The organism is Simplicispira metamorpha, assembly GCF_004341365.1.
Classification (GTDB): domain Bacteria; phylum Pseudomonadota; class Gammaproteobacteria; order Burkholderiales; family Burkholderiaceae_C; genus Simplicispira; species Simplicispira metamorpha.
This window is the reverse complement of the sequence record NZ_SLXH01000026.1, coordinates 1-20,809: the sequence shown is the minus strand read 5'-3', so window position 1 is coordinate 20,809 and position 20,809 is coordinate 1. Positions and strand designations below refer to the sequence as shown.

Sequence of the window (20,809 nt, the reverse complement as noted above, 5' to 3'; positions counted from 1 at the left end):
CATGGTGTCTCCTCAGGGTTTGCCGCCGCCGCAGACCAGCACCTGGCCGCTGACGTAGTCGGATTCAGGGATGCAGAACAGGTACACGGCGCCCGCCGCTTCTTCGGGCGTGCCGCCCCGGCCCAGCGGGATCGTGGCCTCGGCGTTCTTCAGGATGTCGGGGCGCACGCCCACCTTGATCTGCTGGCCCGCGATGTCGATCTTGGCATCGGCGCTGGCATCCACCTCGGTCAGGCGCGTCATGATCAAACCGAAAGCCACGCTGTTGACGTTGACCTTGTAGCGGCCCCACTCTTTGGCCATGGCTTTGGTCAGGCCGTTGATGCCGGCCTTGGCCGCCGCGTAGTTGGCCTGACCCGCGTTGCCGTACACGCCCGAGGTGGACGAGATGTTCACCACCTTGCGGTGTACCGGCTTGCCTGCTTCGGCCTCGCGCTTGGCGGCGTCGCGGATAAAGCCCGACGCAGCGCGCAGGATGCGGAACGGTGCCGTCAGGTGGACTGCCAGCATGGCTTCCCACTGCTCGTCGGTCATCTTTTGCACTACGTTGTCCCAGGTGTAACCGGCGTTGTTGACGATGATGTCCAGGCCGCCATAGGTGTCGATAGCGGTGGCCACAAAGCGTTCGGCAAAGCCCGCTTCGGTCACGCTGCCCACGCAGGCCACGGCCTGCCCCCCGGCGGCGATGATGTCGGCCACGGTCTGCTGTGCGGGGGTGGCATCGAGGTCGTTGATGACCACGCGCGCACCCTCGGCGGCCAGCTTGAGGGCGATTTCACGGCCAATGCCACGGCCAGAGCCCGATACCAGGGCCACTTTGTTGTCGAGTTTGCGAGTCATGTGAGAAGCAATCTTGAAGAAGGAAGGAACAAAGAAGATCAGGCGATGGCCAGCACGGCCTCGCCCGCGAGCTTGAGCAGGCCATCCTGGTTGGTGGTGGACAGCTCCACGCGCACGCAGCGGCGGCCCGCGCGCTCCAGTTTTTCAACCACCTTGCCCGCGCAGGTGATGCGCTCGCCCACATGGGTGATGGCGGCAAAGCGCACGCTGTATTCGAGCAGGTCTTGCTGCGGCACCCAGTTGGTGAGCACACGGCCCAGCCAGGCCATGGAGAGCATGCCGTGGGCAAACACATCGGGCATACCGGCGGCGCGGGCAAAGTCGGTATCGACGTGGATGGGGTTGTGGTCGCCCGAGGCGCCGCAGTACAGCGCCAGCGTCAGGCGCGAAATCGGCGGTGTCTCCAAACCTGGCAGCGCGTCACCGACGGCGATGGTGTCGTAGTTCAAGGCAGTGGCGGTCATGTCAGCTCCCGGTGGCGTTGCGGATCACAGTGACGCAGCGCAGCTCGGCCACCAGCTGCTGGTGCTGGTTGGTCACGCGCGTTGTGCGCACCACAAACTCCAGCGCGCCGCCCTTTTTGTCGTAGATGTCTTCGATACGCTGCTCGAAGGTCAGGGTGTCGCCCGCGTAGGCCATGGCGTGGTAGGTAAAGCCTTGTTCACCGTGCAGCAGGCTGCGGTAGTCCATGCCCAGCAGGTTGCGGATGGCCGCCGGGTCGGGGCTTTCCATCTCCAGGCAGAACAAAAAGGTGGGCGGCACTGGCAGGCCGGGGTGGCCTGCGGCACGGGCGGCGGCCTCATCGCTGTAGAGGGGGTCGGTCTGGCCCGCGGCCTTGGCGAAGAAGCGCAACCGCCCTGCCTCCACCACGGCGCTGAAGGTGGGCATCACATGCCCGATGAAACGCTTGTCGATCATGGTGCGCCGCTCCTCAGGCCCGTTGGTAGAGCGTGACCACACAGGCGCCGCCCAGCCCCAGGTTGTGTTGCAGCGCGTTGCGCGCACCCTCCACCTGGCGCTGTTCGGCGGTGCCGCGCAGCTGGTGGGTGAGTTCGTAGCACTGCGCCAGGCCCGTAGCGCCCAGCGGGTGGCCCTTGGACAGCAGGCCGCCCGAGGGGTTGGTCACCACGCGGCCACCGTAGGTGTTGTCGCCATCAAGGATGAACTTTTCTGCCGTGCCCTCGGGGGTCAGGCCCAGGGCTTCGTAGGTGATGAGCTCGTTGGCGGTAAAGCAGTCGTGCAGCTCCACCACGTCCAGGTCTTCGGGGCCAATGCCAGCGGCCTCATAGACCTGGCGCGCAGCGGCCACGCTCATGTCGTAGCCCACCACTTTGCGCATGTCGCCGCTCTCGAAGGTGCTGGGCGTGTCGGTGGTCATGGCCTGGGCGGCAATCACCACGCGGCGGTCGAGGTTGTGCTTTTGCGCAAATTCTGCCGAGCAGACGATGGCCGCAGCGGCGCCGCAGGTGGGCGGGCAGCACTGGTAGCGTGTGAGCGGATCGAACACCATGGGCGCGGCCATCACTTCGTCCAGCGTGAGCGTCTGGCGGAACACGGCCAGCGGGTTGCGCGCGGCATGCTGGCGCGCCTTGACCGAGATGCGGCCAAAGGTATCAGCGCGGATGCCGTACTGCGCCATGTAGTCGCGGCCTGCGCCGCCAAAGAACTGCGCCGCGCGCGGCGTGGCAGGGTCATAGCCCTGGTGCGCGGTCATGACCTCGGCAAAGCGGGCCATGGGCGAGGGGCGGTCGTCCCAGGCGCCCTTGAGCGCGCCGGGCTGCATTTGCTCAAACCCCAGGGCAATGGCGCATTCCACCTGGCCGCTCTCAACGGCCTGGCGCGCCAGAAACAGCGCGCTGGAACCGGTGGAGCAGTTGTTGTTCAGGTTGAACACTGGAATGCCCGTCAGGCCCACGCCGTAAATGGCCGCCTGGCCGGCGGTGGAGTCGCCATAGACATAGCCGACATAGGCCTGCTCGACCAGGGCGTAATCGACACCAGCGTCTTCCAGCGCCAGCTTGGCAGCGCGCGCGCCCATGACCGTGTACGGGTCGCTGGCACCGGGCTTGGTGAAGGGGATCATGCCGACGCCAACGACGTGTACGGCTCTTTTGTGTGATGACATGGGGTTTCCTTGGGTTGGGCAAAAGGGGCTGGCGCAGTGCAGGGGCAAGGGGGCGCGTTACTCCAGCGTGATCTTGGCGTCCTTGACGATGCGGCTCCACTTGGGCAGGTCGCGGGCCATGACGTCGGCCAGCTCTTGCGCCGTGCTGCCCACGGGGCGCAGACCCATGGCAGTCAGGCGGGCACTGAGCTCGGGCGAGGCGACGATCTTGCGCACCTCGGCCGAGAGCTTGTCCACGATGGGCTTGGGCGTGCCAGCGGCCACAAAAGCGCCATACCAGCCGTTGGCTTCAAAGCCGCTGTAGCCCGCCTCCGTGAAAGTGGGCACTTCGGGCAAGGCCGGGTGGCGGCGCATGCCCGTGATGGCCAGGATGCGGAACTTGTCGGACTTGAGATGCGCGTTGGCCGAAGACGCATCGACAAACGCCGACGACAACTGCCCCCCCAGCACATCGTTGACCAGCGGTGCCGCGCCCTTGTAGGGGATGGCCGTCAGGTCAACGCCTGCCTTCATTTTGAGCAGCTCGCCGTGCATGTGCGACGAGGTGCCGTTGCCGTAATTGCCGTAGCTGTACTTGCCCGGGTGGGCCTTGGCCAGGGCGATGAACTCTGGCAGCGTCTTGGCGGGCACATCGCGCGGCACCACGAACAGGTCGGAGGACATGGCAATTTGTGACACCGGCGCAAAGTCTTTCAGCACATCGTAGGGCAGCTTGGCGTACAGCGCGGGAGTCTGGATCATGGCGGTGATGCCGATCAGCATGGTGTAGCCATCGGGGGCCGATTTGGCCACCAGATCGTTGCCGGTGATGCCGCTGGCACCGGGCTTGTTCTCGACGATGACGGGCACATTCCAGGCCTGGCCCAGCTGCTGCGCAATGGCCCGGCCAATGATGTCGGCCCCGCCGCCTGCCGGGTACGGAACGATCATTCTCAGAGGCTTGGAGGGGTAGGCGCTGGTGTCTGCGGTCTGGGCAGCCATGGGCAAGGCGGCAGTGCCCAGCAGGACGGCCAAGGCGCTACCCAGGGCCATGCGCAGGGGGCTGCGTCGGGAAAATTTCATGGTTTGTCTCCGGCGGTTCATAGGGTTGGATGCGGATGCGCAGCGGTGTGGCTCTGGCGGCCACTGGGGCTGAACATGGGTGCAGTGTGGCAGTCGGCAGGGGGTGCGCCAATCGCCGTTTAGCACAAAATGATTGGCAAAAAAGATCACGCAGGCACAGCTGCTGCCATCTCCGTTGTTGGCGTGTGCAGACGGCTCTTCAGCACCTTGCCCGCCGCCGACAGTTGCAGGGCAGCCACCAGGGCCACGGTTTTCGGGCACGGGTTGCCCGCTGGGGTGGGCGCAGCACAGTGGGTGCGCGGCGCCTGGGAATGCCCGCGCTCAACCGCCCGCCCGCCGCACCTGGGCGGGGGCAGCACTCACAAAGGGTGGAGCTGGGTCTGGCGGTAGGCGCCGGGTGACAGCCCCGTCCAGCCCTTGAAGGCACGGTGGAAGGTGCTGGCTTCAGAAAACCCCAATCGCCCGGCGATGTCGGCCAGCGTCAGTTCGGGCTGGCTCAGGTACTCGATGGCCGCATCGCGGCGCAGGTTGTCCTTGATGGCCTGGTAGCCCTGCCCCTCATCGCGCAGGCGCCGGCGCAGGGTCTGCGGGGTCATGGCCAGGGTTTCGCTCACCTGCTCCAGCGAAGGCATCTCGCTGGCCAGGTAGCGGCGCAGCATGCGCCGGATGCGCTCACTCAGGCTGGCCTGGTGGCGGTACTTCACCACCAGCACCTTGGGCACTTGCGCCATGAACTCTTGCAGGCTCTGGGGGTTTTGCACGATGGGCAGGCTGAGCCAGCTGGCATCAAACTCAAACCCCATGCGCGGCTGCGCGTGGCTGACGGGGGCCTGGAACAGGCGTTCGGCCTCCGTTCCGTAGGGCATGTCCGTCCCCGGGGGATAAAACACGCACGACAGCGGAATGCGGCGCGACACCAGCCACGACATCACGCCGTAGCCCAGAAAGCAGAACGAGCGCTCGGCATAGGCCAGCAGCGGATCGCGCTCGCGCAGCGTCACCATGACCACCCGCGCTGTGTTGCCACGCACTTGCAGGCGCGGCACAAAGTCTTGCAGCATCAGGTGGTAGAAGCGGAACGCGGTGCGCAACGCATCGCCCAGCGTGTGGCAATGCACCAGCGCCTGGCACACCTGGGCAAAGCTGCCCACCTTCACCGGGCGGCTGCACAGGCCCCACAGCTCATCGCGGCATACACGGCGCAGCACCTTCATGAGTGCGGCGTACTGCGCCTGCGTGACGCGCGACAGCGGCGAGTCGAGCAGGGCCGGGGCAATGCCCGCGCGCTGCAAGATGGCGTCCACGTCCATGCCGCGCTGGCGCACCCCCTGGATGATCTGTATCACCTGGGGAATGGCGATGGTGTGGCTGGTCACGGCGGGGGACATCAGTCCAGTTTAATGCCCAGCTCCTGCACAAAGACCTTCTCGCGTGCGGTCTGCTCGGTGGCGTAGCGGCCGTACTCCTCCGCGCCCATGTAGAGGGGCACCTGGTCGTTCAGCTCCAGCGCCTGCTGGTAGCCGGGGTCGTTCATGGCCTTGCGGAAAGCATCGTGCAGCCTCTTGACCACGGCAGGCTCCATGCCCTTGGGGCCAGCCAGGCCGATGGGCGAATTCACCACCAGGTCAAAGCCCAGCTCCTTGAGCGTGGGCACCTGCGGAAAACGCTTGAGTCGCGCCTCGCCCAGCGTGGCCAGCACCCGGGCCTTGCCCGACTCCACGATGGGGCCCCAGCCCGGGTCAGAGATCACGTTGAGGTGGCCGCCCAGCAGCGCGGTGGTGGTTTCGGCCCCGCCCTTGTAGGGAATGAAGGTCATCTGCACGCCCGCCGTGCGCAGCAGGCGCTCCATGGCAATGTGGCCACTGCTGCCCTTGCCGGTAGCGCCGTAGCTGATGGCGCCGGGGCGGGCCTTGGCGTCGGCCAGCAGTTCCTGCACGTTCTTCCAGGGCGCATCCTGGCGCACCACCAGACCGTTGGCATAGCCCGTCAGGTTGATGAGGTAGGTGAAATCCTTGACCGGGTCGTAGCTGACCTTCATCAGGTGCGGCAGGCGAAACAGCGTGGCCGCAATCAACGCAATGGTGTAGCCATCGGGTGGCGATGACTGGGCCATGGCCGCTGGCCCCAGCGTGCCGCCCACGCCCGGGCGGTTGGACATGATGATGGGCTGGCCCAGCTCTTTGGCCGCAGCCTGCGCCAGCACACGCATCTGCACATCGGTCGCGCCCCCGGCCGGAAACGGCAAGATCAGCGTGATAGGCTTGGACGGGTAGCTATCGGCCCAGGCAGCAGGTGTGCCCAGCAGCGCGGCGCCCGCCACCAGCAAAGCCGATGCGGTGGCCCGTCGGCGTGTCCAGCCCTGGGTTGGTTGTTTTGGCATGCTTGTCTCCTTGGTTTTTCTGGATGGTTTGTTGCCATGGCCTGCCCCCCCGGAAAAAGGGGTTCAGCCCACGGCACCCCGGCTGCGCAAAGCCTGTATCTCCGCTGCGCTGTAACCCGCCTCCCGCAGCACGTCCTCGGTGTGTTCACCGGGGCGTGGCGCGGGTTGGCGCACGGAAAACTCAAATCCGGTCATCTTCACGGGGCAGGCAAACTGGCGCTGCGCCCGGTCTGGGGTGGGGTTGGTAGCGGCGGCGCTGGCGGTGGCACCCGCATCCAGCGGCAGCACCATGGCGCGGGCAGCAAACTGCGGGTTGTCCAACGCTTCTTGCAGCCGCAGCACGGGCGTGACGCAGCAGTCAGCGTCGCGCAGTTTGTCTGTCCACCAGGCCAGGGGGTGCGCACCTATCAGCGCCTGCAATTCGGCGCGCACCCACTGCGCCTGCGCGGGCGCCAGCGGGTAGTGCAAGGCTTGCAGATCCGCCCGGCCAATGCGCGCGCAAAAGGCATCCCAGAACTTGCGCTCCAGCGCGGCCACGGCCAGGTAGCGGCCATCGGCGGTGGCATACATGGCGTAGCACGGCAGCGCGCCCGTGAGCTTGCTCTGGCCTACCGCATCGGCCTGGCCGTGGGTGTTGACGGCGGCCAGCGGCAGCACGGCATGGGCCAGCACGCCATCGGCAATAGCGATGTCCACATGGCGTCCGGTGCCGGTGCGGCTGGCATCGAACAGCGCAGCCAGAATGCCCATGGCTGCCGTCATCGAGCCGCCAAGCAGGTCGGCCACCGGCAGATTCGACAGTGCCGGGGGCTGACCGGGCACGCCCATCTGGTCGGCCACACCGGCCCAGCCGCTGTAGTTCATGTCGTGGCCAGGGGCATCGCGGTAGGGGCCAGTCTGGCCGTAGCCGGTGATGCTGCAATAAACGATGCGCGGGTTGCGCGCGGCCACTGCGGCGTAGCCCACACCCAGGCGCTCCATCACGCCGGGGCGAAAGCCCTCCACCAGCACATCGGCGCTCTCGCACAGGCGCAGCAGCGCCTCGACGCCACCGGGCTGCTTCAAGTCCAGCGCCAGCCCGCGCTTGTTGCGGTTGACCAGCGTGCGCAGCGCCGCTGCGGCGTAGTCACCCGCGCCGGTGTCTTCGATTTTGATGACCTCAGCGCCCAGATCGGCCAAATGCAGCGCGCACACCGGGCCGGGCAGCAGCCGTGTCAGGTCAAGCACGCGCACGCCGCGCAGCGGAGCGCCCGCAGGCGCAGAAGAAGAAAGGGAAGAAGGATTTTGGGACATGGCACGGGCCAGTCTAGGCACCACCCCCGGGCCCGCCAATGGCACAGGCGGTCAAACCGATTGGCCGGAACGATCACACCCATGCAGCCAGTGGCATCCGGGGGCGGTGGCGCCTGGCAGCACCGCCGCACCGTTGCCCGGCTACATCGCCCCAGCCCTGACGCCACCCTGCCACGGCCCCGATGGCACGGGACAACCACGGTCAGCGGTCAGCAGGCGGGGCGCCCCCCGCGCCTTGCAACCGGGTCTGGTCGTACACGGGTTGCGCGGGCAGGCCCTGGAGATGGCGCGTATCGGCCCAATGCAGGATATCGATGGCACCGGGACGCAGACGCACCCGGTTCAGCGCAGCGTTCGGAATATCGCTTTGGCGCGGCCCCGACAAGCCCAGGCCCTGCGCGGTGCGCCAGACCATGTCGAGCACGCCGCCGTGCGTGACCACCACCAGCGTCTGGCCCGCGTGCTGCTGCGCCAGGCGTTGCAGAGCCCCAATAACGCGGGCGTGGAACTGTTGCGTCGTCTCACCGCCGGGCATGCCGCTGTCGGGCGCAAAGCACAGCCACCGCGCCCAGGCATCAGGGTGCTGGTCTTTGATGTCCTGCACACGCATGCCATCGACCAGGCCAAAGTTTTGCTCGCGCAGGTCGGGGTCGGTCAGGTTGTCGATGTGCAGTTGCGGCAACAGCGCGCCCAGCACGGGCTGCGCCGTCTGGCGGGTGCGCACCAGATCGCTGCTGACCAAATGGTGGGCCACCACCGCCTCCTGCGCCAGGCGCTGGGCCAGGCGGCGCGCCTGCTCATGGCCGGTGGCGTTGAGTGGCACATCGACCTGTCCCTGAAAGCGCAGCTCGCGGTTCCAGTCGGTCTCGCCGTGGCGGATGAGGATGATGTCGGTCATGGCCTGATTATCGGGCGGCAGACACCAAATTCACAAGCAAATTGGCGTTCAGCCCTTACGCAGTAAGCGCAAGCAGCTATTTTTTTAATAGCAAATTACAGACATCCCCCGGGCCTGCGCAATCGGCAGGCCGGGTGGGGGACAGGCACCCCGCCTCAGGCAGGAAAGCGGGCCTTCAGGGCGGCCACCATGGCCGGGCTCAGCGGTTTGAACAGCTCGGCGTTGTACGACGCGTTGTAGGGCACACCCTGGTTTTTCAGATCGGTGAACTGGATGCTGGGGTCGGGCACCAGCCCAGCCTGGGTGCCCGCATCGCCGGCCTGGGGCCGCGTGGGATCGATGGTGGGCAGCGGCAACGTGACGCCGCTGTTGGTCATGGTGGCCGCATTGGGCGCATTGACCCGCAGGTCGTTTTGCACGATCTGCTGCACCGCCACGGCGTATTTGCGCGAGGTGGCAGCCGGTGTGCCGGGCGCCACGGCGGTATCGACGTTGACGGTAACGACCGAGATCGAATAGTCGCTGTTGAGGTAGATCTCAAACGTGCGCAGTTGCTGCGGAAAGTCCCGCAGCGACGAGGTTTCGACCTGCCAGAACCCTTTCTCTGGCTGCGCCGCATCGGGCGATGGAAAGGCCTTGACGGTATTGAAGTGGCGGTGTCCGGCCAGCCACGCAATCAGGTTGGGGGTGTTTTGCAGCGTCTCGACCAGCTCGGTCAAGGTGGTGGCGTTGCGGTGCTCGGGGGCCACGGGGGGCTCACTTTGCCACCACTGCGGTTGCGCCGCCGTCGCCGAGGCCATGTGCACGTCGTTCAGCCACCACTCCATCTCGGTGCCGACGGCAGCCACACCAATCGGGATATGGGCGGCAATCACCATAAGCTGGTTGGCCGCCTGCCCGGCGGCCAGCTCGGCCTTCAGCCAGGCCCAGCGCACCGCGTCCAGGTAGCCGTGGCCGTGGATGTCCTTGGAGCCGTCGTTTTCACTCTGCGTATCGTCCAGCACAATGACCTTGAGTGGCACATCGGCCTTGGGCATGAAGCTGTAGCAGGCAAAGCCCGTCGGGGCGGATTTGTCCACCAGATGAAACCCGTGCCCAACCGGGCCGGTGCTGGTCTTGAAAAATTCCTGTATCCACTCGGTGCGCAGCAGGGATCGCCGGTCGGGGTCTGCGGCCACCTTGGGCGCACCACCGGCAAACTTGGGGCTGGTACTCAGGCCGGTGTGGATGACGCTGCCCCACGGGCTGCTGCCATCCATCACGCCCATGTGGTAGCGGGGTACGGCCTTGAAGTCCTGCATATTGAACAACACAGGAAAGGTGCCCGCATTGGGTTTGAGCATGTCGGCCACCGCCCAGACGGTGTCGGCCACATAGGACTCCCGAAACCCCAGGCTGGGATCGGCATCCACCGGAAACGAGCCGATCATGAAGTGGTCATGGTTGCCCATGGTCTGGTACCAGGGAATGGATTTGTCCAGGCCCACCGCCTGGTAGGGCTTTTGGTAATCGATGCTGTCAGCGCCCAGGTGCGCGCCCGAGCTGGGCCGGATGACCTTGCCGTCGATCACGTCGATGTACCAGCGCAGTTCGTTGTACGACGTGCTGTTGCAGGTATCGCCCAGCGAGAGGGCGAAATCAAACGGGTTTTTCCGGTGCAGTGCGTTCATGGTCTGCATGGCCGCATCCAGCACCTGGGTGGTGTACATCATCACCGGCGAGTAAATCGAGGTGTTGTTGACGGCGTAGCGCTCAAACTCCTGCAACAGCAGGAGCTGGTTGGGCGCCTCCTTGTCGGTGATGTGGATGTCCGAGAAGGTGAAGAAACGGGCCAGTTTCTGGCGCCGCGTGGGCGTGGGGTTGCTGTAGCCGCCCGGCATCAAGTCCAACCGGGGCACGATGGGCAAGCCTGCCGCAAAAGTCCAGGCGCCATAGCCAAAGTCGTCGTACTTGGCCACTTTGTCGATCTCGTTGGCCGCCAGGCCTTGCAGGTTATAGGGAAACGAGACCATGCGTTCGGTGGTGGGCACCACGGTGGTGTCGATCCGATAGGACTGAAGCGGGTCACTGCCACCGCACCCTCCCAATATCGACCCCGTGGACACCATGGCAAAAGAGCCCAGGCTGTAGCGCAGAAAACCCCGGCGACCGAGGCTGCCCTGAATGCTGAAATCAGGGATGGATGGGGAACTCTTGCTCTGCATGAAACACCTTTCTTGGTGGAAAAAACGTCCGCAAATACGTTGCGAACACCCCCACCATAGCGTTGGCATGCGCCACGAACAAGCCGGATTTACCGCTCTGCGGTGGCCAGGCGCACGGCCAATCCCAGAAACACCAGACCCGCTACCCGGTTGAGCACCGTTTGCGCCCGTGCCGAGCGCTGCAACAGCGCGCCAAACGCCCCGGTAAAGCAGGCGATGGCGCCAAACACTAGCAACGTAGCCAGGATGAACACGGCGCCCAGCACCATCAGCTGCAACGCCACCGGGCCGCGCGCGGGATCGGCAAACTGCGGCAAAAAGGCCAGGAAAAACACCAGCACCTTGGGGTTGGTCAGGCTCATCACCGCACCGCGTGCCACCATGCGCCGCCCGCTGGGCCCACTGGCCGCAGCGGCGGTGGGCGCCGCTTCGCAGGCCAGCGCCGCTGGCGCCCGCAAAGCCTGCCAGGCCAGATAAGCCAGATAGGCGGCGCCACACCACTTCAGCGCCGTAAACGCCATGGCCGAGGCGGCAAACACCGCAGCCAGCCCCAGCGCCACCGCCGCCGTGTGGACTACCAGCCCCACGCACAAGCCCAGCACCACCGCCATGCCCGCACGCCAGCCACGCTGGGCGGACTGCACCAGCACAAAAAGGTTGTCCGGCCCGGGCGTCAGCCCCAGCAGCAGCGAGACGCCAAAAAAGGCGATCAGGGTTTCCAGAGAAGGCATGGCAATCGGTGGTGGCAGCGAAGCGCCCAAAAAACGCCGATTGTGCCGCCCCGCCCACCTGGTGCCGGGAAACCAGCACGGGCATGCCGGGCCATCAGCGCCGGGTGGGCGGGCGCGGGCGCGTCTGGCAGCCGGGGCCTTCAAACGGGGCGCTGTCTTGCTCCCAACCCGGGCCGGGCGAGGTTTGCGCACAAATGCGGGTGCCGTCGATTTTGCTGCGCCAGTAGTACCAGGGCGCCGGTGCGGCCAGCGCGGCGCCGCACAGCAGCAGTGCAGCGGCCAGGGCAGCGCGGGCACTGCGCAGGGGCGCGGTCATGGCGTATCCCCGGTGGTGGTGGTGGCGGACGCAGTGGCAGGCTGGGCCGTGACGATCCAACCCTCCAGCGCATCGAACCCGGGCGGCAGGCCGTACCCTGCATCCCCGTGGGCGCGGCGCGATTCGCCCCAGGCGGCCTGCAACAGGCACAGCACGGCGTCCAGCACATCGCCACGGGGGTCGTTCAGCACGGCATCGCGCTGGGCGTGGCCCAACTGCAGCTGCAGGCCCAGGCGGTTCTGGCCGGTCTCCAGCGCGTGGAGCAGGTCTTGGCGGGCCACCAAGCGCTCGGGGGTTTGCCGGGCGCGGTCATCGCTTTTGTAGCTGCGCCGACCCAAAATCTGCCGCGCCAGCAGGCCGGGATAGGCTTCGAGGGCCACGCGCGCGCTATCGCCGGGGTGCAGGCCGGGCAGGCACACGCCCGCTTGCAACAGGCACGGAACGCCCGCGTGCAGCATGTACGCCACCGGCGGATTGACCCATTTCATGCTGGGGCTGGAGCCCGCCGGGCCATCGGTGGCACGGTGGGCAAACTTGGCCCCCACAGGGCGGGCGGCGCAAAAGGCGGCAAAGGTGTCGCGGATTTGTGCGCGCGTCAGGCTCTGGTAATGCGCCATGCAGGCCGACCACTGCAACGGCCAGCCCAGCTGCTGCACCAGCGCGCGCGGCAACCCAAATGGAAAATCAAAACCGCCCACCCAGCAACGCGGCTCGGCCAGCCACGCCGTGAAATCTGCCAAGGTGTGGAAGCGATGCAACTGCGCCAGCTGCACCTGCGTGCCCGTGCGCTGGCCCAGCGCCAGCACGATGGGTTTGCGCGCACTGGGGCTGCTGGAAAAATCAACGCCCAACAAGGCGGGGCTGGGGGATGTGGTCAGGCGCGGCCCATGATGGCAGCGGTGGCCATCAGCTCTTGCAGCAGTGCAAACGACACCTTGCCCGACACCGCATAAGGGTCGAGTTCAGGCTTTTCCGAGTATTTGAGCAAGATGGAATGGTTGACCTTGCTGAGGTTGACCTGGCCCATGGTCCAGCCGCCAAAGCAGCGCTCGTCAATCTCTTCGTAGTGCAGCAGCTCCACCTGCTGGTGGCGTGGGTCGCGCTGGATATGGCCGTACAGCGCGTTCACCGCCGAGCGGCCACCCTCGATGGCTTGCAGAAAAACCCCGCCGCCATAGCACAGCACCCCGGTGATGCCGCTGCCCGGGTTGTGCTGGCGCGACTGGGCCAGGATGGATTCAATGGCCTCGGGCGAGGTATCGACCACGCGGCTGGCGTAAAGCAGGCGTACCAACATAGATCAGTTTCTCCCGGGGATGAGTGACAAAAATTCGCGGCGCAGCGCGCTGTCTTTGAGGAAAACGCCGCGCATCACGGAGTTGATCATCTTGCTGTCCATCTCGCGCACGCCGCGCCAGGACATGCAAAAGTGGCTGGCCTCCATGACGATGGCCAGGCCGTCGGGCTGGGTTTTTTCCATGATCAGGTCGGCCAGCTGCACCACGGCTTCTTCCTGGATTTGCGGGCGGCCCATGATCCAGTCCACCAGGCGCGCGTACTTGGACAGGCCGATGACGTTGGTGTGCTCGTTGGGCATGATGCCAATCCAGATTTTGCCGATCACCGGGCAAAAGTGGTGGCTGCAAGCGCTGCGCACCGTGAGCGGGCCGACGATCATCAGCTCGTTGAGGTGCTCGGCGTTGGGAAATTCGGTGATGGCAGGCGCCTCGACGTAGCGGCCCTTGAACACCTCATTGAGGTACATCTTGGCCACGCGGCGCGCGGTGTTTTTGGTGTTGTGGTCACCATCGGTATGGATGACCAGGCTGTCGAGCACGCCCTGCATCTTGGACTCGACCTCATCGAGCAGCAACTCCAGCTCGCCGGGCTCGATAAAGTCGGCAATGTTGTCGTTGGCATTGAAGCGCTTGCGCGCCGCGACGAGCCGCTCACGTATCTTGATGGAAACGGGCGTTCCTTCATCCGGGTTGGCTGGTGTCATGTCGGCTGCAAGTGGTCTGAACATGCTGCCATCCTACCAGCGAACGTGCCACTACAGATTACAAGGGTTTTTGGCCTCCAAGCCTTATCCAGCGTGCGCTATACGCTACATATTTAATAGCAAACAGGCTGCCGTCAGTAGTTTTTTCCTGTCAGCCACAAAGCTGCGCGCACCATACCGAAGGCAATGCGGTCGAGCACACGGGCACGCCAGGGGCGCTGGGCGTAGCGCTGCGGGTCCAGCCGCTGGCCCGCGTGCTCCATGGCATGCACCAGGCGCCGGCGCAGTTGCCGGGCAAAGGCGGCGTCTTCGATCACCACGTTGGCCTCGCGCGCCAGCAGCAGGCTCAAAGGATCGAGGTTGGACGATCCCACCGTGGCCCACGGGCGCGCGTCCAGCGCGTCAATCACAGCCACCTTGGCGTGCAAAAAGCTGGGCGCGTATTCGTGGATTTCGACGCCAGCGGCCAGCAGCGTGCCATACACAGGCCGCGCGGCATGGTATTGCAAAAAATACTCGTAGCGCCCTTGCAGCAGCAACTGCACACGCACGCCGCGCCGGGCCGCATGAACCAGCGCCCGGCGCAGCTTGCGCCCGGGCAGAAAGTAGGCGTTGGCGATGATGATTTCCTTGCGTGCAAAGCCAATGGCACGCAGGTAGGCTTTTTCGATGCGGGCCCGGTTACGCACGTTGTCGCGCAGCAAGAGCGCAGCACGCAGGCGCTGGCCGGGTTCGGGCAAGGGCTGGGCAGTGTGCCCGGCCGCCTGCGCAGCCCGCGCTGCGCGCAAGGCCCGCACAGCGTCGGGCAGGTGGTGGTGGCGCACATCACGCACCGCCTGCATGCGCTGCCACAAAGTCTCCATGGTGTCGCTGGCCTGCACGGCCAGGTCGCCGGTGGCCTGCACGGCAAAATCAAAGCGCGGCGCGTCCAGGGTGCCGTAGTTGGGATCGTAAAAATCGTCCAGCACGTTGATGCCGCCACAAAACAGCACGCGCCCATCCACCGCGCACAGCTTGCGGTGCAACCGGCGCCAGCGCTCGGGCATCAGCAGCCCCAGCGGCCCCAGCGGCGAATACACCTGGCACTGCACACCCGCGGCCTGAAAGCGCTGGTGCCACACCGACGGCAACCGCCCGGTGCCCACGCCATCGACCACCAGACGGGCGCGCACACCGCGCCGGGCCGCTCGCTCCAGCGCCTCGGCCACGCTGGCACCGGCACCAGTGAAGTCAAAAATGTAGGTTTCCAGCTGGATGTCGGCGCGCGCCGCATCCATGGCCTGGATCAGCGCCGGAAACAGTTCCAGCGCACCTTGCAGCAGTTGAACATGCTGGCCATCGGCCAGCTCCAGGCGGCGCTTCATGGCGCGCACTAGACCCGAAACTCGGCAATCAGCGGCAGGTGGTCCGACATGCGCCACCAGATGCGCCCGCGCGGCACCTGCAGCCCGATGGGTTCGAGCCCGCGCACGTACACATGGTCGAGCTGCACCAGCGGCAGCCGGGCGGGAAAGGTAAAGGCACGCGGCGCATCAAACTCGTACAGGCCAAAGCCCCACAGCATGCGCGTGATTTGCGCACCCCAGTCGTTGAAATCACCCGCCACCACCACAGGCGCGCCTGTGGGCACCTCGCGCTCAATGAACTGCTGCAAGCGCGCCACCTGGCGCACCCGGCTGCCCGGAATCAGCCCCAGATGCACCACGATCACATGCACACAGCGCCCGGCAATGTCCACCTCTACGTGCAACAGCCCGCGCTGCTCAAAGCGGTGGTCAGAAATATCTTCGTGCTGGTGCCCCACCACCGGCCAGCGCGACAACAGCGCATTGCCATGCTCGCCGTGCCGCGTGAAGGCGTTGGTGCGGTACACCGCCTCGTAGCCCTCGGGCGCCAGAAACTCGGCCTGCGGCACATCAGGCCAGCGCTCAAAATACTGCGCCTCACGCCGGTGCAGCTTGCGCACTTCCTGCAAGCAAACGATGTCGGCATCGAGCTGCTCGACCGCATGACCCAGGTTGTGGATCTCCAGGCGCCGGGCCGGGCCTATGCCCTGCACGCCCTTGTGAATGTTGTAGGTGGCAATGCGCAGGATGTCGGGGGCGGTAGGGGATGGGCTCATGGCGAGGCAAATTGTGGCAGCAACAAAATGGCCTCAGCGTTGGAGGGCGAGAAACAGCGGTCTGCCGCCTCGCGCCAAGGCCACCAGGCCCATGCGGTGTGCTCACGCGGGCTGAGCACCACGGGCTGAACTACAGGCACTTGCAGGCTGAACAAATGCTCGGTGTTGCGCCGCACGCCGGGCGCATAGCGGTGCAGCCACTGCGGGTAGATGTCGTACACGTTCTCCAGGCCCCAGTCGCGCAGTGTGCAGCCGGAGGCATGGGCGCAGATGCCAGTTTCTTCCCATACCTCACGCACCGCCGTGTCACGCCAGTCTTCTTGTGGACTGTCTTTGCTGCCCGTGACCGATTGCCAGAAAGCCTGGCCATCGGGCGCATCGATGGCGCGGCGGATCAGCAATACGTCCAGCGTCGGCGTGTGGATCACTACCAGCACCGACTGGGGAATTTTGAAAGGCAGTGGCGCCGTCCCGACCAGTTCAACGGCCATGGCGCCCTACTCTTCGTTGAAAAAATCGGAGTCGATTCGCTTGAGCTGGTAGGTGGCCGCCACCGACACGCCCAAGTCGTGCTCGATCATGAGCTCAGCCAGCCGCTCGCCGTCGATCAGCACCACCTTGTATTGGCTGTTGGCTGCATAGTCCTTGGCTTCCTGCGTAAAACGCGAGGTGGATATGAACACTCCCTTGGTCGCGCGCTGGCCTGCGAGTGCGCCGACAAACTGCTGAATATCGGGCCGCCCGACGACGTTACTCCAGCGCTTGGCCTGTAGGTAGATGGCATCGAGCCCCAGACGGTCTTCGTTGATGACGCCATCAATGCCGCCGTCACCGCTGCGGCCCACGGCTTTGCCTGCTTCTTCGCGGCTGCCGCCGTAACCCATTTGGATGAGCAGCTGCACCACCAAACGCTCAAAGTAAATGGGCGAGCAAGCCTTGACGCGCTCCAGGACTTCATCAGCAAGTGCAGATATGGATCGCTGGTACGCAGCCTCTATCACCTCATCCGGAGTCAAGTCACTGGGCAAAGGCAACACATCGTTTAAGCGGGTAGAAATCGGCTTTTCCCGTGACGAATTTCTGAAGTCAAGAAATGATGAAAACTGCTCAAGAAAGCCAACATCAATTCGCACCGGCTGCTGCGCAAGCGCAGCTTTTCCTTGATCGGTGATTTGAACCAGTCCACGCTTTGGTTGCTGCACCAAGCCAGCCTTCTTGAGGTACGTCTTTGCCCACCCAACCCGAGAGGCAAACGTGAGAGTTCCGCCACTCGGCAGCAATTGCGCTCTTTCTTCCAACGTCAACCTGAATTCGTCGGCCAATTGCGCCACGACATCCTTCACAACACGTATCTGCTCATCGGCAAGCCTTGATAGCAACGGATGCATCAACGTTTCGTAATCAGGTATGGCCATGGCTATCCATTTTGGAATGAAAAAAGGCGCCCGAAGGCGCCTCTGATTCTGCCCGAAGGCCTGCAGCGATCAGCCCGCCTTCACGGCGTCCACATTGCGCAGGCGGATGTGCAGCTCGCGCAGTTGCTTCTCATCGACAGGCGACGGCGCTTGCGTCAGCAGGCACTGGGCGCGCTGGGTCTTGGGGAAGGCGATCACGTCGCGGATGGACTCGGCGCCCGTCATCAGCGTGACGATGCGGTCCAGGCCAAAGGCCAGACCACCGTGCGGGGGCGCGCCGTATTGCAGCGCATCGAGCAAGAAGCCGAACTTCTGCTGTGCCTCTTCGGGCGTGATCTTGAGGGCATCGAACACTTTTTGCTGCACATCAGCGCGGTGGATACGCACCGAGCCGCCACCCATCTCCCAGCCGTTCAGAACCATGTCATAGCCCTTGGAGATGCACTTTTCGGGGGCCGTGACCATGTAGTCTTCGTGGCCGTCCTTGGGCGCGGTGAAGGGGTGGTGCACGGCCACCCAGCGGTCGTTTTCTTCGTCGTGCTCGAACATGGGGAAGTCCACCACCCACAGCGGTGCCCAGCGGTCTTCAAACAGGCCGTTTTTCTTGCCGAACTCGCTGTGACCGATCTTGATGCGCAGCGCGCCGATGGCATCATTGACCACCTTTTCCTTGTCCGCACCGAAGAACAACAGGTCGCCATCTTGCGCGCCAGTGCGCTGGAGGATTTCAGCAATGGCTGCGTCGTGGATGTTCTTGACGATGGGCGATTGCAGGCCGTCGCGGCCCTTGGCCAGTTCGTTGACCTTGATGTAGGCCAATCCCTTGGCACCGTAAATCTTGACGAATTCGGTGTAGCCGTCGATTTCACCGCGCGACAGGCCGCCAGCTTCGCGCGCGCCGCCGGGCACGCGCAGGGCCACCACACGGCCATTCTTCATGTTGGCGGCGCCCGAGAACACCTTGAAGTCCACGTCCTTCATCACGTCGGTCAGTTCGGTGAATTCGAGCTTGACGCGCAGATCGGGCTTGTCGGAGCCAAAGCGGTAGGCCGCATCCTGGTAGGTCATGACCGGGAACTCGCCCAAGTCCACGCCCAGCGTGTTCTGGAACACCGTCTTAATCATGCCCTGGAACATGTCGCGGATGTCCTGCTCTTCCATGAACGAGGTTTCGATATCGATCTGCGTGAACTCGGGCTGGCGGTCAGCGCGCAGGTCTTCGTCGCGGAAGCACTTGGTGATCTGGTAGTAGCGGTCAAAACCGGCCACCATCAACAGCTGCTTGAACAGCTGGGGCGACTGGGGCAGCGCAAAAAAGTGGCCATCGTGTACGCGGCTGGGCACCAGGTAGTCGCGCGCGCCTTCGGGCGTGCTCTTGGTGAGCATGGGCGTTTCGATGTCGATGAAGCCGTTGGCATCGAGGAACTTGCGCACTTCCATCGACACCTTGTAGCGCAGCATCAGGTTGTTCTGCATGTACGGACGGCGCAGGTCGAGCACGCGGTGGGTGAGGCGCGTCGTCTCGGAGAGGTTTTCTTCGTCGATCTGGAACGGGGGCGTGACCGAGGGGTTGAGCACGTTCAGCTCATGGCACAGCACCTCGATCTTGCCGCTCTTGAGGCCGTCGTTGGCCGTGCCCTCGGGGCGCGCGCGCACCAGGCCCTTGACCTGCACGCAGAACTCATTGCGCACGCCTTCGGCGGTCTTGAACATGTCGGCGCGGTCGGGGTCGCAGACCACCTGCACGTAGCCTTCGCGGTCGCGCAGGTCGATAAAGATGACACCGCCGTGGTCGCGGCGGCGGTTGACCCAACCCGCCAGGGTGACGGTTTGGCCCAACAGGGCTTCGGTCACAAGACCGCAATAGTGGGAACGCATGGCCATGGCAGAACTTCCGGCGCCGTCAGGGGCGCGTTAAGGGGTTGACTTGGGGGTCGAGAGAAGGGGGTCGGCGGGCGCCACAACGCCCATGGAAACGATGTAGCGCAAGGCGGCATCAACGCTCATTTCAAGCTCGACGCAATCGCTTTTGCGCACCATCACGAAATAACCCCCGGTGGGGTTGGGCGTGGTGGGCACGTACACGCTGACGAACTCGTCGCGCAGGTAGGCAGCCACCTCGCCGCTGGGCGCGCCAGTGACGAAAGCCACCGTCCAGACGCCTTCGCGCGGCCACTGCACCAGCACCGCGGTGCGAAAGGCGTTGCCGCTTTCAGAAAACAGGGTGTCAGAGACTTGCTTGACGCTGGAGTAAATGGAGCGCACCACCGGGATGCGGCTGACCAGCGCGTCGCCCCACTGCACCAGCTTGCGACCGGCAAAGTTGCTGGCCGTGGCCCCCACCGCCAGCAGGATCAGCAGGGTGAGCACCACACCAAAGCCGGGAATGTGAAAACCCAGCAGTTTGTCGGGGTGCCAGGCTGCGGGCAGGATGAGCAGGGTCTGGTCGAGCAAACCCACGATCCAGTGCAACACCGAGACCGTAATCGCTCCGGGAACGATCACCAGCAGCCCGGTGAACAGCCATTTGCGCAAGGCAGACATCAACAACTCAGGAGTTAACAGCAGAACTGGCGCTAGCGCTTGCTGGCGCTGCGCTAGCAGCTACTGTTTTAGGAGCATCTGTGGCGGGACTGCTGGCACTGGCCGCCGCAGGCGCCGCCTCGGTGGTGGGGGCGCTGGCTTTGTCGCTGGTAGCGGGGGCTGCGCTGGTGCTGCTGCCACCCCGGAAATCCGTGACGTACCAACCCGATCCCTTGAGCTGAAAACCCGCAGCCGTCACCTGCTTGGTGAAGGCTTCTGCACCGCAGGCGGGGCACTGGGTCAGGGGGGCATCGGACATTTTTTGCAGCACATCCTTGGCATGGCCGCAGGAGCCGCATTTGTAGGCGTAAATAGGCATATTTTTGGGGCCTGGAGTGAAAGTGCAAAGCTTTCGATTATAGGTGCCAGTGTTTTCCCTTATGCCGCCACGCTGCCCTCGTAATGGTGGACATGGCCCTTGTGGTCGGGCACAAACTGCGGCACCAGCGAGCCAGCCAGCATCCCCACCAAGGCGGCCAGCAACCCGGCCAGTTGCTGCGGAAACGCCGCCGACAACGCCGGGCTGCTCAAAAACAACAACCAGGTGCCCAGCCCCAACGCCACGGCCAGCAAGGCGCCCTGGGTGGTAGCGCGGCTCCAGTACAAACCGAACACCAGCGGCACAAAGGCCCCCACCAGCGGCACCTGGTAGGCGCCCGACACCATTTCATAAATCGACGTGCCCTGCATGGTAATGGCATAGGTCAGCACACAGCCCGTGAACACCAGCACTGCCACACGCATGGGGATTGCGAAAAAGGTATTTTTATGCAATCTTTCCGCATTTGTGCGAGGTTCAACAGATGAGTCTGATCTGCCCCCAGTGCCAAAGCAGCCA

At 64.7% G+C, this 20,809-nt stretch carries 22 protein-coding genes and 1 pseudogene; all 23 read right to left on the bottom strand.

The genetic code is table 11. The features are described from left to right. Positions 1–12: 12 nt before the first annotated feature. On the bottom strand, positions 13–840 hold the full coding sequence (locus tag EV674_RS13405; RefSeq protein ID WP_119014074.1) for an SDR family NAD(P)-dependent oxidoreductase: 828 nt from the start codon (positions 838–840) through the stop codon (positions 13–15). A gap of 38 nt (positions 841–878) precedes the next feature. After that, entirely contained in the window at positions 879–1,304 is a 426-nt protein-coding gene (locus EV674_RS13400; protein ID WP_119014073.1) for a MaoC family dehydratase, read from the bottom strand. A gap of 1 nt (position 1,305) precedes the next feature. Then, a complete protein-coding gene (locus tag EV674_RS13395; RefSeq protein WP_119014072.1) occupies positions 1,306–1,758 on the bottom strand; it encodes a MaoC family dehydratase N-terminal domain-containing protein in 453 nt (150 codons plus the stop codon). Positions 1,759–1,771: 13 nt separating this feature from the next. After that, complete coding sequence (locus tag EV674_RS13390; protein ID WP_119014071.1) at positions 1,772–2,965, bottom strand: lipid-transfer protein; 1,194 nt, start codon at positions 2,963–2,965, stop codon at positions 1,772–1,774. Positions 2,966–3,022: 57 nt separating this feature from the next. Beyond that, on the bottom strand, positions 3,023–4,027 hold the full coding sequence (locus tag EV674_RS13385) for a Bug family tripartite tricarboxylate transporter substrate binding protein (RefSeq protein WP_119014070.1): 1,005 nt from the start codon (positions 4,025–4,027) through the stop codon (positions 3,023–3,025). Positions 4,028–4,386: 359 nt separating this feature from the next. Beyond that, on the bottom strand, positions 4,387–5,415 hold the full coding sequence (locus EV674_RS13380) for an AraC family transcriptional regulator (protein ID WP_119014069.1): 1,029 nt from the start codon (positions 5,413–5,415) through the stop codon (positions 4,387–4,389). Further along, the gene (locus tag EV674_RS13375) at positions 5,415–6,407 is read right to left on the bottom strand and encodes a tripartite tricarboxylate transporter substrate binding protein (protein WP_119014068.1); all 993 of its coding nucleotides are present in this window, start codon (positions 6,405–6,407) and stop codon (positions 5,415–5,417) included. Before EV674_RS13375 ends, EV674_RS13380 begins: the two co-directional genes overlap by 1 nt. 63 nt (positions 6,408–6,470) lie before the next feature. Further along, complete coding sequence (locus EV674_RS13370; RefSeq protein WP_119014067.1) at positions 6,471–7,700, bottom strand: CaiB/BaiF CoA transferase family protein; 1,230 nt, start codon at positions 7,698–7,700, stop codon at positions 6,471–6,473. A gap of 202 nt (positions 7,701–7,902) precedes the next feature. Continuing rightward, positions 7,903–8,598: a histidine phosphatase family protein gene (locus EV674_RS13365; RefSeq protein WP_119014066.1), complete on the bottom strand. Its 696-nt coding sequence runs from the start codon at positions 8,596–8,598 to the stop codon at positions 7,903–7,905. 155 nt (positions 8,599–8,753) lie between these two features. After that, the gene (locus tag EV674_RS13360; protein ID WP_119014065.1) at positions 8,754–10,802 is read right to left on the bottom strand and encodes a TIGR03768 family metallophosphoesterase; all 2,049 of its coding nucleotides are present in this window, start codon (positions 10,800–10,802) and stop codon (positions 8,754–8,756) included. An 89-nt stretch (positions 10,803–10,891) separates the two neighbouring features. Then, positions 10,892–11,533 carry a LysE family translocator gene (locus EV674_RS13355; protein ID WP_119014064.1) on the bottom strand — a complete coding sequence of 214 codons (642 nt, stop codon included), beginning with the start codon at positions 11,531–11,533 and terminating at the stop codon, positions 10,892–10,894. A gap of 94 nt (positions 11,534–11,627) precedes the next feature. Next, positions 11,628–11,849, bottom strand: a complete 222-nt coding sequence (locus EV674_RS13350) for a hypothetical protein (RefSeq protein WP_119014063.1) — start codon at positions 11,847–11,849, stop codon at positions 11,628–11,630. After that, entirely contained in the window at positions 11,846–12,703 is an 858-nt protein-coding gene (locus EV674_RS13345; protein ID WP_241524988.1) for a DUF429 domain-containing protein, read from the bottom strand. The genes EV674_RS13350 and EV674_RS13345 overlap by 4 nt, the downstream gene beginning before the upstream one ends. 20 nt (positions 12,704–12,723) lie before the next feature. Further along, complete coding sequence (locus EV674_RS13340) at positions 12,724–13,146, bottom strand: BLUF domain-containing protein (RefSeq protein ID WP_119014061.1); 423 nt, start codon at positions 13,144–13,146, stop codon at positions 12,724–12,726. Positions 13,147–13,149: 3 nt separating this feature from the next. Beyond that, a complete protein-coding gene (gene folE, locus EV674_RS13335) occupies positions 13,150–13,875 on the bottom strand; it encodes a GTP cyclohydrolase I (RefSeq protein ID WP_119014060.1) in 726 nt (241 codons plus the stop codon). A 110-nt stretch (positions 13,876–13,985) separates the two neighbouring features. Continuing rightward, entirely contained in the window at positions 13,986–15,215 is a 1,230-nt protein-coding gene (clsB, locus tag EV674_RS13330; protein WP_119014113.1) for a cardiolipin synthase ClsB, read from the bottom strand. 8 nt (positions 15,216–15,223) lie between these two features. Then, positions 15,224–15,973: an endonuclease/exonuclease/phosphatase family protein gene (locus tag EV674_RS13325; protein WP_119014059.1), complete on the bottom strand. Its 750-nt coding sequence runs from the start codon at positions 15,971–15,973 to the stop codon at positions 15,224–15,226. Continuing rightward, positions 15,970–16,464: a dihydroneopterin triphosphate diphosphatase gene (nudB, locus tag EV674_RS13320; protein ID WP_119014058.1), complete on the bottom strand. Its 495-nt coding sequence runs from the start codon at positions 16,462–16,464 to the stop codon at positions 15,970–15,972. Before nudB ends, EV674_RS13325 begins: the two co-directional genes overlap by 4 nt. A 6-nt stretch (positions 16,465–16,470) precedes the next feature. After that, a complete protein-coding gene (locus tag EV674_RS13315) occupies positions 16,471–17,388 on the bottom strand; it encodes a restriction endonuclease (protein ID WP_119014057.1) in 918 nt (305 codons plus the stop codon). Positions 17,389–17,457: 69 nt separating this feature from the next. Continuing rightward, the gene (aspS, locus tag EV674_RS13310; protein ID WP_119014056.1) at positions 17,458–19,272 is read right to left on the bottom strand and encodes an aspartate--tRNA ligase; all 1,815 of its coding nucleotides are present in this window, start codon (positions 19,270–19,272) and stop codon (positions 17,458–17,460) included. Positions 19,273–19,302: 30 nt separating this feature from the next. Further along, positions 19,303–19,932 carry a DUF502 domain-containing protein gene (locus EV674_RS13305; protein WP_119014112.1) on the bottom strand — a complete coding sequence of 210 codons (630 nt, stop codon included), beginning with the start codon at positions 19,930–19,932 and terminating at the stop codon, positions 19,303–19,305. A gap of 7 nt (positions 19,933–19,939) precedes the next feature. Next, positions 19,940–20,290 carry an FmdB family zinc ribbon protein gene (locus tag EV674_RS13300; RefSeq protein WP_119014055.1) on the bottom strand — a complete coding sequence of 117 codons (351 nt, stop codon included), beginning with the start codon at positions 20,288–20,290 and terminating at the stop codon, positions 19,940–19,942. A 59-nt stretch (positions 20,291–20,349) separates the two neighbouring features. Continuing rightward, positions 20,350–20,715, bottom strand: a pseudogene (locus EV674_RS13295) (sodium:solute symporter family transporter); the annotation flags it as partial. Positions 20,716–20,809 lie beyond the last annotated feature (94 nt).

What these genes read in the sequence shown, in the direction of transcription:
- EV674_RS13405 (WP_119014074.1), bottom strand. Translation starts at nt 840, where the DNA reads ATGACTCGCAAACTCGACAACAAAGTGGCCCTGGTATCGGGCTCTGGC.
- EV674_RS13400 (WP_119014073.1), bottom strand. Translation starts at nt 1,304, where the DNA reads ATGACCGCCACTGCCTTGAACTACGACACCATCGCCGTCGGTGACGCG.
- EV674_RS13395 (WP_119014072.1), bottom strand. Translation starts at nt 1,758, where the DNA reads ATGATCGACAAGCGTTTCATCGGGCATGTGATGCCCACCTTCAGCGCC.
- EV674_RS13390 (WP_119014071.1), bottom strand. Translation starts at nt 2,965, where the DNA reads ATGTCATCACACAAAAGAGCCGTACACGTCGTTGGCGTCGGCATGATC.
- EV674_RS13385 (WP_119014070.1), bottom strand. Translation starts at nt 4,027, where the DNA reads ATGAAATTTTCCCGACGCAGCCCCCTGCGCATGGCCCTGGGTAGCGCC.
- EV674_RS13380 (WP_119014069.1), bottom strand. Translation starts at nt 5,415, where the DNA reads ATGTCCCCCGCCGTGACCAGCCACACCATCGCCATTCCCCAGGTGATA.
- EV674_RS13375 (WP_119014068.1), bottom strand. Translation starts at nt 6,407, where the DNA reads ATGCCAAAACAACCAACCCAGGGCTGGACACGCCGACGGGCCACCGCA.
- EV674_RS13370 (WP_119014067.1), bottom strand. Translation starts at nt 7,700, where the DNA reads ATGTCCCAAAATCCTTCTTCCCTTTCTTCTTCTGCGCCTGCGGGCGCT.
- EV674_RS13365 (WP_119014066.1), bottom strand. Translation starts at nt 8,598, where the DNA reads ATGACCGACATCATCCTCATCCGCCACGGCGAGACCGACTGGAACCGC.
- EV674_RS13360 (WP_119014065.1), bottom strand. Translation starts at nt 10,802, where the DNA reads ATGCAGAGCAAGAGTTCCCCATCCATCCCTGATTTCAGCATTCAGGGC.
- EV674_RS13355 (WP_119014064.1), bottom strand. Translation starts at nt 11,533, where the DNA reads ATGCCTTCTCTGGAAACCCTGATCGCCTTTTTTGGCGTCTCGCTGCTG.
- EV674_RS13350 (WP_119014063.1), bottom strand. Translation starts at nt 11,849, where the DNA reads ATGACCGCGCCCCTGCGCAGTGCCCGCGCTGCCCTGGCCGCTGCACTG.
- EV674_RS13340 (WP_119014061.1), bottom strand. Translation starts at nt 13,146, where the DNA reads ATGTTGGTACGCCTGCTTTACGCCAGCCGCGTGGTCGATACCTCGCCC.
- folE (WP_119014060.1), bottom strand. Translation starts at nt 13,875, where the DNA reads ATGTTCAGACCACTTGCAGCCGACATGACACCAGCCAACCCGGATGAA.
- clsB (WP_119014113.1), bottom strand. Translation starts at nt 15,215, where the DNA reads ATGAAGCGCCGCCTGGAGCTGGCCGATGGCCAGCATGTTCAACTGCTG.
- EV674_RS13325 (WP_119014059.1), bottom strand. Translation starts at nt 15,973, where the DNA reads ATGAGCCCATCCCCTACCGCCCCCGACATCCTGCGCATTGCCACCTAC.
- nudB (WP_119014058.1), bottom strand. Translation starts at nt 16,464, where the DNA reads ATGGCCGTTGAACTGGTCGGGACGGCGCCACTGCCTTTCAAAATTCCC.
- EV674_RS13315 (WP_119014057.1), bottom strand. Translation starts at nt 17,388, where the DNA reads ATGGCCATACCTGATTACGAAACGTTGATGCATCCGTTGCTATCAAGG.
- aspS (WP_119014056.1), bottom strand. Translation starts at nt 19,272, where the DNA reads ATGGCCATGCGTTCCCACTATTGCGGTCTTGTGACCGAAGCCCTGTTG.
- EV674_RS13305 (WP_119014112.1), bottom strand. Translation starts at nt 19,932, where the DNA reads ATGTCTGCCTTGCGCAAATGGCTGTTCACCGGGCTGCTGGTGATCGTT.
- EV674_RS13300 (WP_119014055.1), bottom strand. Translation starts at nt 20,290, where the DNA reads ATGCCTATTTACGCCTACAAATGCGGCTCCTGCGGCCATGCCAAGGAT.